13 protein-coding genes are annotated in these 14,640 nt (G+C 63.7%); 3 read left to right on the plus strand and 10 right to left on the minus strand.

The annotated features are described in order from the left end of the window. Positions 1-55: 55 nt before the first annotated feature. From IF803_RS03920 to IF803_RS03930, 3 genes are all read right to left on the minus strand, one after another. Entirely contained in the window at positions 56-1,375 is a 1,320-nt protein-coding gene (locus IF803_RS03920; protein WP_028342125.1) for a homoserine dehydrogenase, read from the minus strand. 38 nt (positions 1,376-1,413) lie between these two features. Then, positions 1,414-2,634, minus strand: coding sequence for an LL-diaminopimelate aminotransferase (locus tag IF803_RS03925; RefSeq protein ID WP_016842955.1), 1,221 nt, complete (start codon positions 2,632-2,634; stop codon positions 1,414-1,416). 216 nt (positions 2,635-2,850) lie between these two features. After that, on the minus strand, positions 2,851-3,126 hold the full coding sequence (locus tag IF803_RS03930) for a hypothetical protein (RefSeq protein WP_016842954.1): 276 nt from the start codon (positions 3,124-3,126) through the stop codon (positions 2,851-2,853). A 291-nt stretch (positions 3,127-3,417) separates the two neighbouring features. Between IF803_RS03930 and IF803_RS03935 the strand changes: the two genes are divergently transcribed. Continuing rightward, positions 3,418-5,226 carry a PHA/PHB synthase family protein gene (locus IF803_RS03935; protein WP_461191337.1) on the plus strand — a complete coding sequence of 603 codons (1,809 nt, stop codon included), beginning with the start codon at positions 3,418-3,420 and terminating at the stop codon, positions 5,224-5,226. A 92-nt stretch (positions 5,227-5,318) separates the two neighbouring features. After that, positions 5,319-5,717, plus strand: a complete 399-nt coding sequence (locus IF803_RS03940; protein WP_038386775.1) for an MAPEG family protein — start codon at positions 5,319-5,321, stop codon at positions 5,715-5,717. Positions 5,718-5,767: 50 nt separating this feature from the next. Here the strand turns inward: IF803_RS03940 and IF803_RS03945 are convergent, their stop codons facing one another. The 7 genes from IF803_RS03945 to IF803_RS03975 all read right to left on the minus strand — a co-directional run bounded on the left by IF803_RS03945 (position 5,768) and on the right by IF803_RS03975 (position 14,064). Beyond that, the gene (locus IF803_RS03945; protein ID WP_461191338.1) at positions 5,768-6,358 is read right to left on the minus strand and encodes a class I SAM-dependent methyltransferase; all 591 of its coding nucleotides are present in this window, start codon (positions 6,356-6,358) and stop codon (positions 5,768-5,770) included. A 14-nt stretch (positions 6,359-6,372) separates the two neighbouring features. Continuing rightward, entirely contained in the window at positions 6,373-7,353 is a 981-nt protein-coding gene (gene argC, locus IF803_RS03950) for an N-acetyl-gamma-glutamyl-phosphate reductase (protein ID WP_461191339.1), read from the minus strand. 120 nt (positions 7,354-7,473) lie between these two features. Then, positions 7,474-8,520, minus strand: a complete 1,047-nt coding sequence (gene argC / locus IF803_RS03955) for an N-acetyl-gamma-glutamyl-phosphate reductase (RefSeq protein WP_461191340.1) — start codon at positions 8,518-8,520, stop codon at positions 7,474-7,476. Continuing rightward, the gene (locus IF803_RS03960) at positions 8,517-9,191 is read right to left on the minus strand and encodes an FMN-binding negative transcriptional regulator (protein ID WP_461191341.1); all 675 of its coding nucleotides are present in this window, start codon (positions 9,189-9,191) and stop codon (positions 8,517-8,519) included. The genes argC (IF803_RS03955) and IF803_RS03960 overlap by 4 nt, the downstream gene beginning before the upstream one ends. A gap of 342 nt (positions 9,192-9,533) precedes the next feature. Continuing rightward, positions 9,534-10,523 carry an MBL fold metallo-hydrolase gene (locus tag IF803_RS03965; protein ID WP_461191342.1) on the minus strand — a complete coding sequence of 330 codons (990 nt, stop codon included), beginning with the start codon at positions 10,521-10,523 and terminating at the stop codon, positions 9,534-9,536. Positions 10,524-10,740: 217 nt separating this feature from the next. After that, positions 10,741-13,392: a DUF3857 domain-containing protein gene (locus IF803_RS03970; protein WP_461191343.1), complete on the minus strand. Its 2,652-nt coding sequence runs from the start codon at positions 13,390-13,392 to the stop codon at positions 10,741-10,743. Between the two features lie 141 nt (positions 13,393-13,533). Continuing rightward, a complete protein-coding gene (locus IF803_RS03975) occupies positions 13,534-14,064 on the minus strand; it encodes a DedA family protein (protein WP_028332199.1) in 531 nt (176 codons plus the stop codon). 189 nt (positions 14,065-14,253) lie between these two features. Here IF803_RS03975 and IF803_RS03980 point away from each other — a divergent pair, with 189 nt between their 5' ends. Continuing rightward, positions 14,254-14,622, plus strand: coding sequence for a hypothetical protein (locus IF803_RS03980; RefSeq protein ID WP_028342133.1), 369 nt, complete (start codon positions 14,254-14,256; stop codon positions 14,620-14,622). Positions 14,623-14,640 lie beyond the last annotated feature (18 nt).

The raw sequence follows: 14,640 nt of genomic DNA on the forward strand, positions 1-14,640 counted from the left end.
ACAGGCCAGCCTGCCCGCATCAATCGTCTCACGCCCGACCCGTTCAGGCCATGCGCTAGTTTTTCTCGATCCGGATCACCTGCGGCCGGCCGCTGATGACCTTATCGCGCTGCACTGCGGCCAACGCGCGATGCACGGCATCCTCGCTGGTCGCATAGGTAATCAGAATGACCGGGACCGGTGAAGGTTTTTTGGCCGCACCGTTCACATCGACGCCATCGGGGTGCCGTTGCACGATGGATTCCAGAGATATCTTCTGTTCCGCCAGCCGGGTGGCGATTGTTGCGGCAGTGCCTGCAAGATCGCGCGCCATCAGGCGGATATAATAGCCACCTTCATGGCGTTCCATCGGCGCCTTGGTGGTGTCGCGCAACCGCTCCACCGGCCGTCCGAACGGCTTGGCACGGATGCCGCGGGCGACGTCGGCGATGTCGGCGACCACGGCCGAAGCCGTCGCGCCGCCGCCGGCGCCGGGTCCCACCAGTGTGATCGGCGGAATCCCCTCGCCGTCGATCGCGACCGCATTGGTGACGCCCATCACCTGCGCAATCGAGGATGATTTCGGCACCATGGTCGGGTGCACGCGCTGCTCAATGCCCTTTGCCGTGCGCACCGCGACACCGAGCAGCTTGACGCGGTAACCGAGTTCCGCGGCGGCCTTGAGGTCTTCCGGCGTGATCGAGGAGATGCCTTCGACATAAACCGCGCTTTCAGCGACCTTGGTTCCGAAGGCGAGGCTCGCCAGGATTGCGAGCTTCTGCGCGGTGTCGTGACCATCGACGTCGAACGACGGGTTGGCTTCGGCATAGCCGAGACGCTGGGCGTCCTTCAGACACTCCTCGAACGACAGGCCCTCCTGCTCCATCCGGGTCAGGATGTAATTGCAGGTGCCGTTGAGGATGCCGTAGACGCGGTTGACGCTGGTGCCTGCGAGGCCCTCCCGCAGCGTCTTGATCACCGGGATCGCCGCACCGACCGCCGCCTCGAAATTCAGCGCGCCGCCGTGCTTCTCGGCGGCCGCCGCAAGGCGCAGTCCATGCTTGGCGATCAGCGCCTTGTTGGCGGTGACGACCGACTTGCCGGCTTTCAGCGCGGTCTCGATCGCGGACAGCGCGGGATCGCCGGCGCCGCCCATCAATTCGACGAAGCAGTCGATATTGGGATCTTCGGCGAGCGCCTCGGGGCTCTTCGCCCAGGCGATGCCGCGCAGGTCGAGGCCGCGCTTCTTGGCTTTCGAGCGCGCCGTGACCGCGACGACGCGAACGCCGCGGCCGCTGCGCTCGGCCAGCGCCCGTCCTTGCGTTTCGATGAGGCGGACGACATCGGCACCGACGGTGCCGAGCCCCGCTATGCCCACGTTCAGGGGTGCGACCATGGATTCAAGGGACCTGGAGATTAAGCAACCTGGAAGGATTAGCGTCGGTTGGCGAGAGGAACGACGTTGTGCAACGTTTCGATGCCGCTTTCAAGGAAGCGGCGCACGCCGCGCGCGGCCTGCCGGATCCGCTGCTCGTTCTCCACCATCGCGATGCGGACATAGCCCTCGCCATGCTCGCCGAACGCCACGCCGGGCGACACCACGACGCCGGATTTCTCCACCATCAGGGTCGCGAACTGCATGCTGCCGACCGCCTCGAACGCTTTGGGCAGCGGCGCCCAGGCGAACATCGAGGCCTGCGGCGGCGGAATGTCCCAGCCGGCGCGGCCAAATGACTCGACCAGCGCATCGCGGCGCTTGCGGTAGGTGTCGCGCATCTCGCGGATGCAGTCGTCCGGACCGTTCAGCGCCGCGGTCGCCGCCACCTGGACCGGCGTGAAGGCACCGTAATCGAGATAGGACTTGACCCGCGCCAGCGCCGCGATGATCCGCTCATTGCCGACCGCAAAGCCCATGCGCCAGCCGGCCATCGAGAACGTCTTCGACATCGAGGTGAACTCGACGGTGACGTCGATCGCACCGGGCACCTGCAGCACCGATGGTGGCGGATTGTTCTCGTCGAAATACACCTCGGCGTAGGCGAGATCGGACAGGATGAAGATGTCGTGCTTCTTCGCGAACGCGACGAGGTCCTTGTAGAAGTCGAGGTCCGCGACATAGGCGGTCGGGTTCGACGGATAGCAGACGATCAGCGCGATCGGCTTCGGGATCGAATGGATGATCGCCCGCTCGACCGCCTCGAAGAACTGCGGCGTCGGCTCCGAGGGCACCGAACGGATCACGCCGCCCGCCATCAGGAAGCCGAACGCATGGATCGGGTAGCTCGGATTGGGGCACAGCACGACGTCGCCGGGCGCCGTGATCGCCTGTGCGACGTTGGCAAAGCCCTCCTTCGAGCCGAGCGTCGCAACCACCTGGGTGTCGGGGTTGAGCTTGACGCCGAAGCGGCGCGCATAATAGGCGGCCTGGGCCTTACGCAGGCCGTTGATGCCGCGCGAGGCCGAGTAGCGGTCGGTCCGCGGCTTGCCCAGCGTCTCCTTGAGCTTCTCGATCACATGCGGCGGGGTCGGCAGGTCCGGGTTCCCCATGCCCATGTCGATGATGTCGGCCCCGGCGTTGCGCGCGGCCGCCTTGGCCTGGTTGACCTTCTCAAAGACGTAAGGCGGCAGACGGCGAATGCGGTAAAAATCTTCCATGGGACCCTTGCTCCGACAACCGCGATGCCAGAATCGACCCCCTTGGTCCAGTTTGCGGAAGCCGGCTCGGCCTCTGACAGAAATCGCACTGAATCAATGACTTAGAGCGAATTCAGGCGCACGATCTGGGGGCTGCGGCCGGATCTGCGGTTGAACTGGGTTTCTTTTAGCACGGACACCGGGCGGCGCCAGCGCTGATCGGCCGTTTGTCGGGCGCTACTTGCCGCTTTGGGCGGCCGTCGAGGCCTGCCGCGCGCGCGCGGCAATCAGCTCCTGCTCGATCTTGGCCTGGTCCGCCGGCTTGATCGTCGGATCGGCGCGGTCGGGCGGAAGATCATGGACCGGCAGGTAGCCGCCGGCGTCCTTCTCGCGCGCCGGCGCATCGGCCGGCATTGTCATATCGGCGATCGTGCTCGAGCACCCGCTCAGCGCCACCAACGACGCGAGCAGCACTGCGGCCGCGAGCCCCCTGTTCATTCGATCGATCGGCATGCGCCGAATTGTCCCCAACAAGCTAGCGCGCACGTCGCACGTTGCCGACACGGGTCGCACTGGTACGAGCCTTGCAGCGTCCCCGCTGCGTTAATTTCGACTTCAGCGTTTCAAACCATTGTCGCCCGAAACGCTTAAAGCGGGAACACCAAAAGCGACGCCTGAGGCTTCAATATGACGGAACAAAGATTTTTTCTCGCACCGCAACAGAGCGAAATGCTGGATTTTGACTGATTTGCGTTACCGCACCGCGCGATGACGCCCTCCAAACGACGCGATATTGTACCTCAGATGAGCAACGTTAGTACCGACACCCAGACCACCCCGAAATTCAACGCCGAAGCCTTCGCCATGAACATCGCGCGGGCCATGGAGAGCAGCGGCCAGGCGCTGGCAGCCTATCTCAAGCCGCGCCAGACCGGAGAAGTCCGCGACAAGCCGCCGAATGAGCTCGGTGAGGTCATCAAGACGTTCAGCGTGATCGCCGAATACTGGCTGTCCGACAAGGAGCGCGCCTCGTCGCTGCAGATGCAGCTCGGCAAGGACTATCTCGATCTCTGGGGCTCGGCGGTACGCCGCATGGCCGGCGAGGCCGATGCCAGGCCGGCGATCGCCCCGGCCCCGCGCGACAAGCGCTTCCAGGATCCGGAATGGAAGTCGAACCAGTTCTTCGACTTCATCCTTCAGCTCTATCTGCTGACCTCGAAATGGGCGCAGCAGCTGGTCCATGACGCCGACGGGATCGATCCGCACACGCGCAAGAAGGCCGAATTCTACGTCCAGCAGATCACCAACGCGCTGGCACCGTCGAACTTCGTGCTGACCAATCCGGAGGTGCTGCGCGCCACCGTCGAGACCAACGGCGACAATCTGGTGCGCGGCATGAAGATGCTGGCCGAGGATATCGAGGCCGGCCACGGCACGCTGCGGATCCGCCAGTCCGACTCGAGCAATCTCGAGGTCGGCGTCAACATGGCGACGACGCCGGGCAAGGTGATCTTCCAGAACGAGCTGATGCAGCTGATCCAGTATTCGCCGGCGACCGAGAACGTGCTGCGCACGCCGCTGCTGATCGTGCCGCCCTGGATCAACAAGTTCTACATCCTCGATCTGCGCCCCGAGAAATCCTACATCAAATGGTGCGTCGACCAGGGCATCACGGTGTTCGTGATCTCCTGGGTCAATCCGGACAAGGAGCTCGGCAAGAAGACCTGGGCCGACTACATGACCGAAGGCCCGCTGACGGCGATGGACGTCATCGAGAAGGTCACCGGCGAGATGAAGGTGCACACCGCCGGCTATTGCGTCGGCGGCACCCTGCTCGCCTCGACGCTCGCCTATCTCGCCGAGAAGCGCCGCCAGCGCGTGACGTCGGCAACCTTCTTTGCCGCGCAGGTCGACTTCACCCATGCCGGCGATCTCCTGGTGTTCGTCGACGAAGACCAGATCTCGGCGCTCGAACGCGACATGCAGGAATCCGGCGTGCTCGAGGGCAGCAAGATGGCGATGGCCTTCAACATGCTGCGCTCGAACGACCTGATCTGGTCGTATGTCGTGAACAATTATCTGAAGGGCCAGACGCCCTCCTCGTTCGACCTGCTGCACTGGAATTCGGATGCGACGCGGATGCCGTCGTCGAACCACTCCTACTACCTGCGCAACTGCTATCTGGAGAACCGGCTGTCGACCGGCACCATGGTGCTGGACAACACGCTGCTCGATCTGTCGAAGGTGAAGGTGCCGGTCTACAACCTCGCCGCCCGCGAGGATCACATCGCGCCGGCGGAATCGGTGCTCTACGGTTCGCAGTTCTTCGGCGGTCCGGTGAGATATGTGCTGTCCGGCTCCGGCCATATCGCCGGCGTGGTCAATCCGCCCGCGTCGAAGAAGTACCAGTACTGGACCAACGACAACATCAAGGACATGAAGCTCGCCGACTGGCTGAAGGCCGCCGAGGAGCACAAGGGCTCGTGGTGGCCCGACTGGCGCGGCTGGCTGGAAAGCCATGATCCGGAGACGGTCCCGGCGCGCATGGTCGGCTCCAGCGGCACACAGGTGCTCGAGGACGCCCCGGGCAGCTATGTCCGCGTCCGCGCGTAGCGCCAAGTCTCTCGCGTAGCGCCAAGTCTCCCGCTCAGCTATAAACAGACGGTCCCGACGGTCGGGAATCGAATTCACGTGAGGGGGAGACGATGACGCGCGAACTGTTCTGGCTGTCGCTGACGGTGATCCTGACCGGGCTGCTGTGGATTCCCTACATCATCAACCGCTGTCAGGTTCGGGGCCTCTCCGGCGCCATGGGCAACCCCTCGCGCAACGACAAGCCGCACGCGGAATGGGCCAACCGGCTGATGTTCGCCCATGACAACGCGGTCGAGAACCTCGTGATCTTCGCGCCGCTGGTCCTGATCCTCAACGCGGCTGACTATTCCACCAAATGGACCGTGCTCGCCTGCGCCGTCTATTTCTGGGCCCGCGTCGCCCACCTGATCGTGTACACGCTCGGCCTGCCGGTGTTCCGCACCCTGGCCTTCACGGTCGGTTTCCTGGCGCAAGCGGTGCTGGCGCTCGCGATCTTCAAGATCGTCTGATCCAAATATTCCCGCCGGTTGCGGCGACAGCCGCGCCGGCGCGGCATCAACTACGCGCTCTTCCGGACCACGATATGCAGCATCGTCGCGGGCGCCTCGTCAAAGCTCTTGATCTCGCTGGTGTCGGACGAGACTTGCGTCCACGGCCCTGACGAGGCGTAGGTCGCGGCGAGCCAGTCCGCCGCGGGATAATTGTAGTAACGGCCGATGCTGTCGCGGCCATCGCCATGGCCGATCTTGTAGCTCGCGTAGAAAGCGCCACCGGGTTTCAGCGCCCGATGGATGCGGCCGATGATGCCGGCCAATTCGTCACGCGGCACGTGCAGCAGGCAGGCGCTGGCCCAGACGCCGTCATAGGCTTCGCGGTCCTCGAGCTCATCGAACAGCATCGCCTCGACGGGATGTTTGATGCGGCGCGCCGCGACCTCGGCCATCTCGGGCGACCCGTCGGTCGCACGCAGCACAAAGCCTTCGGCGAGCATGACCGCGGCATGATTGCCCGCGCCGCAGCCGAGTTCGAGAATCGCGCCGCCCGGCGACAGCAGCTTCAGAAAGCCGATCAGCCGGGTGGACGGGGCTTTCGCCCACCCGGCATAGGCCTCGGCATTGCGCCGATAGAATTGCAGCGTGGCGTCGTCCACGATCCGCGTCGCCGTCAGCTGTCGGCCAGCCCGAGCATCAGCCGCATGTTCTGGACCGCGGCACCCGAGGCGCCCTTGCCCAGATTGTCGAGCCGCGCGACCAGCACCGCCTGGTGGTGCTTGTCGCTGGCAAAGACATAGAGCTCGAGCTGGTTGGTCTCGTTGAGCGCCTCCGGCTCGAGCCGACCGCCCTTGGCGGCCTCGTTCTGCAGCGGCATCACCGAGACATATTTGCTGCCGGCGTACCACTTCGCCAGAACCGCCTGCAGATCGGTACCATCAGGCTTGCCCGGCAGCGCGTCGAGTTGCAGCGGCACCGAGACCAGCATGCCCTGCCGGTAGTTGCCGACCGACGGGATGAAGATCGGCCGCCGCGTCAGATGCGAATAGAGCTGCATCTCCGGCACGTGCTTGTGCTCGAAACCGAGGCCGTAGAGCTCGAAGGCCGGCGCCGAGCCGTCCTCGAAGCTGGCGATCATCGACTTGCCGCCGCCCGAATAGCCGCTCACCGCGTTGACGGTGACCGGATAATCCGCCGGCAGCAGGCCGGCGTCGACGATCGGCCGCAGCAGCGCGATTGCGCCGGTCGGATAGCAACCCGGATTGGAGACTTTCTTCGCGTTACGGATCTTGTCGGCCTGGTCGGGCGCGAGTTCGGGGAAACCATAGGCCCAGTCGGGCGCAACGCGATAGGCCGTCGAGGCGTCGAGCACTTTCGGCGCGGCATTGCCCATCGTGTCGATCAGCGCCACGGTCTCCTTGGCAGCCTCGTCAGGCAGGCAGAGGATCACGAGATCCACCTCCTCCATCAGCGCGCGCTTGGCACCGGCGTCCTTCCGCTTGTCCTCGGCGATGTGCTTCACCGCGACGTCGCCGATCGAGAGCAGCCGCTCCTGGATACCGAGGCCGGTCGTGCCGGACGCACCATCGACGAACACGGTGGCCTTGGTCGCACCGCTTTTGGTTTTCGGTTGGTTGGTGTCGGTGAGGGTCATGGCACGTTCCTTTCGAGCTCGTTCGTTTCGTTTAACACATCTGGCCGCGCCTGCGCCGCCAACGGGGATGGGCAGTTATCCTTAGATGGAGCGCCCCTCGCCAGCGACAACAACCTCCGCTCATGGAAACAGCGCGATCTGCTCCAGTCCGGTGGTTTCGGGCAAGCCGAACATCAGGTTCATGTTCTGGATCGCCTGTCCGGCCGAACCCTTCACAAGATTATCGAGCGTCGAGAGCACGATGGCGCGGTTCTTGATCCGGTCGGCGACGACGCCGACCTGAACATAATTCGAACCACGCACGTTCTGCGTCTGTGGCAGCACACCCTTCTTCGTCACATATACGAACGGCTCGTTGACGTAGGCCCTTTCCAGCTCGGCGCGCAAATCGTCCGGCGTAGCCCCGTTGAGCTTGACATAGGATGTGCAGAACTCACCCCGCGCCATCGGAATGAGATGCGGGGTGAAGTTCACCGTCACAGCCGAGCCAGCGGCCGCGCCAATCTCCTGCTCAATCTCCGCCGAGTGTCGATGGCTTCCGATCGAATAGGGCGACAACCCTTCGCCGGCCTCGCTGAACAGCGTGTTCTGCTTCAGTCCGCGTCCGGCGCCGGTGACGCCCGACTTTGCGTCGATGATGATGTCGTCGACGTCAATCAGCTTTGCCTTCGCCAGCGGAACAAGCGCCAGCAGCACCGCCGTCGGATAGCAGCCGGGACAGGCTACCAGCCGCGCGGCCGTGACCTCCTCCCGGTAGAGTTCGGTCAGCCCATAGACCGCCTCGTCCTGCAATTCGAGCGCCCGGTGCTCATGGCCGTACCATTGCGCATAGCTGTCTTTGTTGCGCAGCCGGAAATCCGCGGACATATCGAGGATCTTGATTCTGGGATTGGCTTTCAGCACCGCTGCGATGATCTCTTGCGTCGTCCCGTGCGGCAGTCCGCAGAACACGGCGTCGAGCCGCGTCCAGTCGACCTTTTCCCATTCCACGAGTTTTGGCAGGTCGAGCATGAAGAGGTGAGGAAACACCTCGCTCATCGTCTTGCCGGCATGGGTGTTAGCGGTAAGCGCGGTGATTTCGGCATTCGGGTGCCGCGCCAACAGGCGCACCGCGTCGGCGCCGGTGTAGCCGGACGCGCCCAAAATTCCGATTTTCTTCTTCGTCATTGCTCGCTCCTCGGAAGCGTAGTCATCTCGGTCTGTATCATCGCGAAAGCCTGCGGGCGCACCTCGCGCATCAAGGCCGCGACGTCCCGGGCACCGGCTTCGGCCTGCAAAGCGAGCGTGTTGCCGACCGCTGCGAAATCGGTTTCAGACTTGTGCTGGTTCAGCTTGAAGCTGCCCTCCACCTCTTCCACCATCATCTCGAGGCCCACGATGGCCTTCTTCATGGTTTCCAGCCTCGCGGCGGTCATCTTGCCCGACACCCACGGCTTTTTCGGCAGCAGCCGGTCCTCGAACTTGGCGCTCAGTGCGTCGATCTGAACGGCAAGCTCGTCATCCGACAACGTCCGCACCGGCCCGGTCAGATGCACCGCCTGATAGAGCCAGGTCGGCACCTGATCGGGTGACACGTACCAGTCCGGCGAAACATAGGCGTCGGCGCCGGTAACGGCCAGCAGCCAGGACGTGCCACCCGCCAGCTTTATCAGCCGATTGTGACGGGCAACATGAAACAGCGCCCGCGGCGTGCCGTCGGCGGCGTAAGTCAAGTAGAACGGCAGCGCGGAGGCGATCGGCTTGCTGCCGTCCCACGCGCAGGCCATGCCGAAACCGCGCGCTTCCGCGAAGGCAAGGCTCGCGGCGCGGTCAGGCTTGAAAGGCGGTGGCGTATACATGACTGATGCTCCTGCATGACGAAGGAGCCGCCAGATCGAACCGCGTGTCTTTTTGAGGAGAGCGCCGCGGGATCAGGTCCGGCGGCAGAGGCGATGGTCTTTAAACGCGAGCGACCGCCCATACCGCGATAATGCGGCGGCGGCGGGCAATGATGATGGTCGCGGCGTTGATCATGGGCGCGGCTATAAGGCCGCGCCCGCTTGACGTCAAGATGTTGCTTGTCATTCCGGGGCGCGCGCCCTGGGCGCGAACCTCAGATGCGCAATTGCGCATCGGGGAATCCAGAGATTGCGGCGCGAGATTCCGGGTTCGATGCTACGCATCGCCCCGGAATGACGAACCTAGATCGCCGGATTCCACGGTGCCGGCACGACGCGATAGCCGCTGCCGTCCTTCACCACATGGCCGAGGCCCGGGAACGGATAGTGGAAGCCCTGCACCTGGAGCCGCTCGGCAACCACCATGTCGTAGATGCGGCGGCGGGTCTTCTCCGCCACGTCGCCGTCCTGGTCGAAGAACGCATGCCAGCCGGGGTTGGTCGCGAACAGGTTCGGATTGTTGGTGACGTCGGACTGGATGAAGACCTTGTCCGAGCCGGAGGCCAGCACGTACGAGGTATGACCCGGCGTGTGGCCGACGGTCTCAACCGAGGTCAGGCCCGGCGCGATCTCCTTGCCCCACTCGTAGGGCGTGACCTTCTTCTTCAGGCCGGCCTCGAAGATATTGCGGTTGTTCTTGAACAGGCCCTGCATGCGGCCGGCCGGCGCCCGGCTCATCTCGCCGTCGTCCATCCAGAACTTCCACTCGGTCGCCGGCACCAGCACCTCGGCGTTCGGGAATGCCGGCGTGCCTTCGGCGGTCAAGAGGCCGTTCACGTGGTCGCCGTGGAAGTGCGAGATCACGACCATGTCGACATTCTTGGGATCGAAGCCGGCGGCGACGAAATTGTCGGCGAACAGGCCATTGGCGCCCTTCGTGCTGGCCTTCGCCAGCGCGCCATTGCCGGTGTCGATCACCACCAGCTTGCCGCCGGTGTTGAGCACCAGCGGCGCGAACCAGATCGTCATCATGTCGCGCGGCATGAACGCCTTCTCCAGCGCCGCATTCACGTCGTCGCGTTTCGCGTTCGGGATGAATGAATCTTCCAGCTTGAAGACGTTCTTGCCGTCGGACACCACGGTGACGAGGATGTCGCCGACCTTGTAGCGATAGAAGCTCGGCGCCTGCTTGTCGGCGAGCGGCGCCACAGCGGCCGCAGGAACGGTTGATAGCAACGGTGCGGCGGCGATGCCGGCAGCGCCGGCAAGAGCATGACGTCGTGTCAATTCCATGTGTTGTCCTCCCAGTGAAACGGCGCCCAATAAATTCGCAGTTGGTAGGCGAGGATGTATCAGCCTTTCGATGCCCGCGCGATGACGGTTGCGCGACTTGGCCATCGTCCGGGCTAACCCCTGCGCCGCGGCCTTATTCCGAGGCCGACGGCCGGCAACGGCTCTCGCGGCGATGGGTCGGATGCGCTGGCGCACCGTCGTCGGGCAGATCAGGAGCTCAAAGACCACCGAAGAGTTGGCGCAGGTGGCCCAAAATTCCTCCGCCTCCCAGCAATCCCGCGAGGCGCGTGCGGGCGAGCGCATTACCGCGATCGGACGCCCTGCTGTACCACTTGGCGGCTTCCTGGATGTCCTTCGGAACACCCGTGCCGCTCTCATAGGCATATCCCAGATTGTACTGGGCCTCACTGTCGTTCTGATCGGCGGCAACCCGAAGCAGCGCGATGCCCCGGGATAGGTCGAGCGGCAAGCCGCGGCCCTTGATGTAAAGCAATGCGAGATTCCCCTGCGCCCAAGCCGAGCCCTGATCGGCAGCCTTCGAAAACCAGGTCGCAGCTTGCTGATAGTCCTGGGCGAGACCGGCGCCATCCCGATAGAGGCGCGCGAGGTGGGTCTGACCGAAGACATCGCCCTGCTCGGCTGCCTTGGCGTACCATTGGGCTGCGACCTTCTCGTCACGCGCGGTGCCAAGCCCGTACTCATATGCGTAGCCTAGCTTCCCCTGGCTGTAGGAATCGCCCTGCTCGGCGGCCATCAGAAACCAACGGATCGCTTCGGCGTAGTTGCGCTCGACGCTGTAGCCGCTTTCGTACATGTACCCCACATAGGATTGAGCTTTGGCGTTGCCATGCTCGGCATACGGTCGGAGCAGAGCCATCGCGCGCACGTAGTTTTGCGCCTGATACGCGTTCACGCCATCGGTAAACTCGGCGCTGATTTCCGTAACGAGCGGCACCGGTTTCGGCGTCAATCCGATCGGTCCGTATTTGAACTCCGCGAACTTGTCCAAGCCAGCCTTGATCGCCGCTGCAAATTCCGCCGGACAGACCGCAGCGTCGACGGTGAACCGCACCAACGCGCTGGAGCGAATCGTGCGGCCGTTTAGCGTAGCGGTCGCGTTGACCTCGATGCGCCCCGTCGCGGCGCCGTATGCCGTGCTGCCGCTGAAACTCTTGCTATAGATGACCGGCGCCGGCTTTTCGTAGAAGTTGGTTCCCTCGGGTACGGTGAGCGAACTGGTCTCCCGATATTCCAGCGAGCGGCACGGAAAGGCCCGGTCGGTTGGCCCGCTGGTGGCGAGCAGCAGCAGCGAGGGGCGCGGGTCAGTCAGGGGCAGCATCCTGATCCGCTCGAGATGATTGAGGCCGACGGGCTTGGTGATCTGGAAGTTCGCGGTTATCGCATAGCTGTCGGACAGGTCGCGCGGATTCGGGAAGCTGTAGTCGCCCGTACCGCTCAGCCCCGCCTGCTCGATCAGCTTCCTGGCGCCGTTCTGACGGTCCCCCGCGTCAAGGCCGAGTGCGACGGATCGTCCAACACTTGCTCCCAGTCCATTGCCGGACAACACCGAGCGCGCCTGACGTGTACCATCGCTGTGCAGCGTGTATTCCGTATCCGCAGCCAACACGAAGCGCTGCGGTGCCGTCACCGGGATACGGCCGATCGTCCCCTTGTCGATGTTGAGCGCGGGTTTGCCGCCGAGGTTCGGCGGCAGGGAATCGAACGCCACCAGCGACGAGGTCGGGTCGAGATAGCGGTCGATTGCCGGAACATAGACAATCGCGTGGTCGAAATTCTGCGTCGCGACCTGCGTCAGCGTGTACTGCAGGCTGGCATTCACCACGACAAGGTTGGCTTCGATCCCCTGAACCGCGAGCAACGCCTTGAGGATCGTCGCATGCGCCTTGCAGTCACCGTAGCGCGCCGCGAGGACTGCGGATGCGGGTTGTGACGTCAAACCACCATCCTCGAGCCCGATCCCAACGTACCGGATATTCCGCGCGACCCAGTTGTGAATTCGTTCAACTTTGCTTCGGGCGTCCGAGGCGTCGCCGACGATCTCGGCAGAGAGCTTTTCCAAATTCTCGTCAGGCTGCGCCATCGGCGCGTTACGGGCGTTCAACACCGCCGCAAAAGTTGCATAGTCCGCGAAGGTGCTGACCTCGAACCGCCGGGCATCGTCGAATGTCCCCGCGTCCATCTCGCGCGGCCTCGGCGTTTCTTGCCTGAAGAGAACATGATGGACGATCCGGTCGCCTCGCCTCTCCTCTTCATGTTCGACATTGCGCAACCCGACATGCAACGGCTTCGACGCGGGCGCATCGAGCGTGAGCTCCATCACCTCGCGGGGTTGATCCGCCATTTGACTCCAGTAGCCCGCAAATTCGCCGGGAAACACGGCTCTCTTCGCCTTGTAGATCAACCGCCCCTTGACCTTGTCGCCGGGAGCGACGTCCGGATAAGCAACCAACCGCTGCCGCTGCTCGTCAAAATAGGGAGAAGAGCCGTCCGTCGAGGCAGGCTGGTCTCGGATTGCGCGTTCGTCGACCGCAATGACCCGGCCATCGGCTTTCAACGTAGCGAGCTCGCCGGATGACAAGTCGTAGAAATAGCTGTTGTAGCGGAAGATTCGTCGAGCGAGCGCCTCGGCCCCCTTCTCATCGAGCGCTTGGGCTTCGAAATCGAAGATAGTCGTGCTCAGGCCCTGCTCGTCGAAAGTAATCGCATAGCGGCTGATCGTCCGCCGCCAGCCCGGATCGATCCAGACCCGGTGCGGGTCCGCAGTCGTTGAAGCCGATTTATCGGCTGCAGCGAAGCTCAACGGCGTCAGTAGCAATAAAGCGAAAAGGAGACAGATGCGCGCAATCATGGTGATGCAAGCCCGACGACGACCGAAACGTCGGCTGTTGAGCTAGCACCGCGAGATTACCGTCGCCTCGCCGGGATAGAAAAAGTTTTAGGCTTCTCTTTTAGCGTGTGGGCACCCGTCCGATGTCGCCGACTGTCGGCGCTACACCACCCGCCACACCCACTCGATGGCATGCGCAATGACGTCGCCGAACAACAGCAGTGCCGCCGACCAGACCAGCGCGGAGACGAAATTGGCGATCTGGAATTGCCAGTACGACATCTCGAAAATGCCGGCCGCAAGCGGCACCGAGGCACGCAGTGGTCCGAAGAAGCGGCCGATGAAGATGCTGGGCACGCCCCAGCTCTTCACGAAGGCCTCGCCGCGCGGCAGGATCTCCGGGTAGCGCGACAGCGGCCACATCTGCGCGACCTGCTCCTTGTAGCGATAGCCGAACCAGTAGGAGACCCAGTCGCCGAGTGCGGCGCCGACGCCGCCCGCGATCCAGATCGGCCAGAAGCTGATCCCGCTGACGCCGATCAGGGCGCCGATCGCGACCAGCGCGCCCCAGGCCGGAACCAGCAATGAAATGAAGGCGAGCGATTCAGCGAACGCCAGCAGCATGACGATCGGAGCGGCCCAGGCCTGGTGATGGCGCACGAATTCGGCCAGGGCCCGCGCAAGGTCTTCCATCTCGTCGTGTGCCTTCCCGCTCCGTTGAACCTCGAATGAACCTTTCTAGCGGCACGCAGCCTAAGAACAGGTAAGCCAGCCGATTGCGTGACATCAAGTCACAAAGGCGGGGATCGAGCGTGATTTCCCGTAAGGCCCCTGAGGTCCGGGCTGGCAGGCATCTCCCTCACAAGAAAAAGGAAATACCGGATGATCGGATCGCTGATGATGTGCGTGAGCGTTCTCGTCCTGCTGTTCGGAATGCTCGCGGGCATCGCCATGGGTATCCAGCACGACTTCACGTTGGGACCGGCGCATGCGCATCTCAATCTGGTCGGCGGCGTGCTGCTGTTCCTGTTCGGCCTCTACTACCGGCTGGTGCCGGAAGCGGGCAGCATGCCACTCGCCAAGATCCAGGGCTGGCTGCATATCGTCGGCGGCGTCCTGTTCCCGGCCGGCGTTGCCGCCGTGCTGATGAAGGGACCGTCGTTCGAGGTGGCGCCGATTGTCGGGTCGCTGCTGGTGGTCGCCGCCATGGCCCTGTTCACGGTCGTTGTGTTCCGTACCTCGAAGGCGTAATCGCGGTCTCCTATCTAT

This window comes from Bradyrhizobium sp. UFLA06-06, from assembly GCF_054820065.1.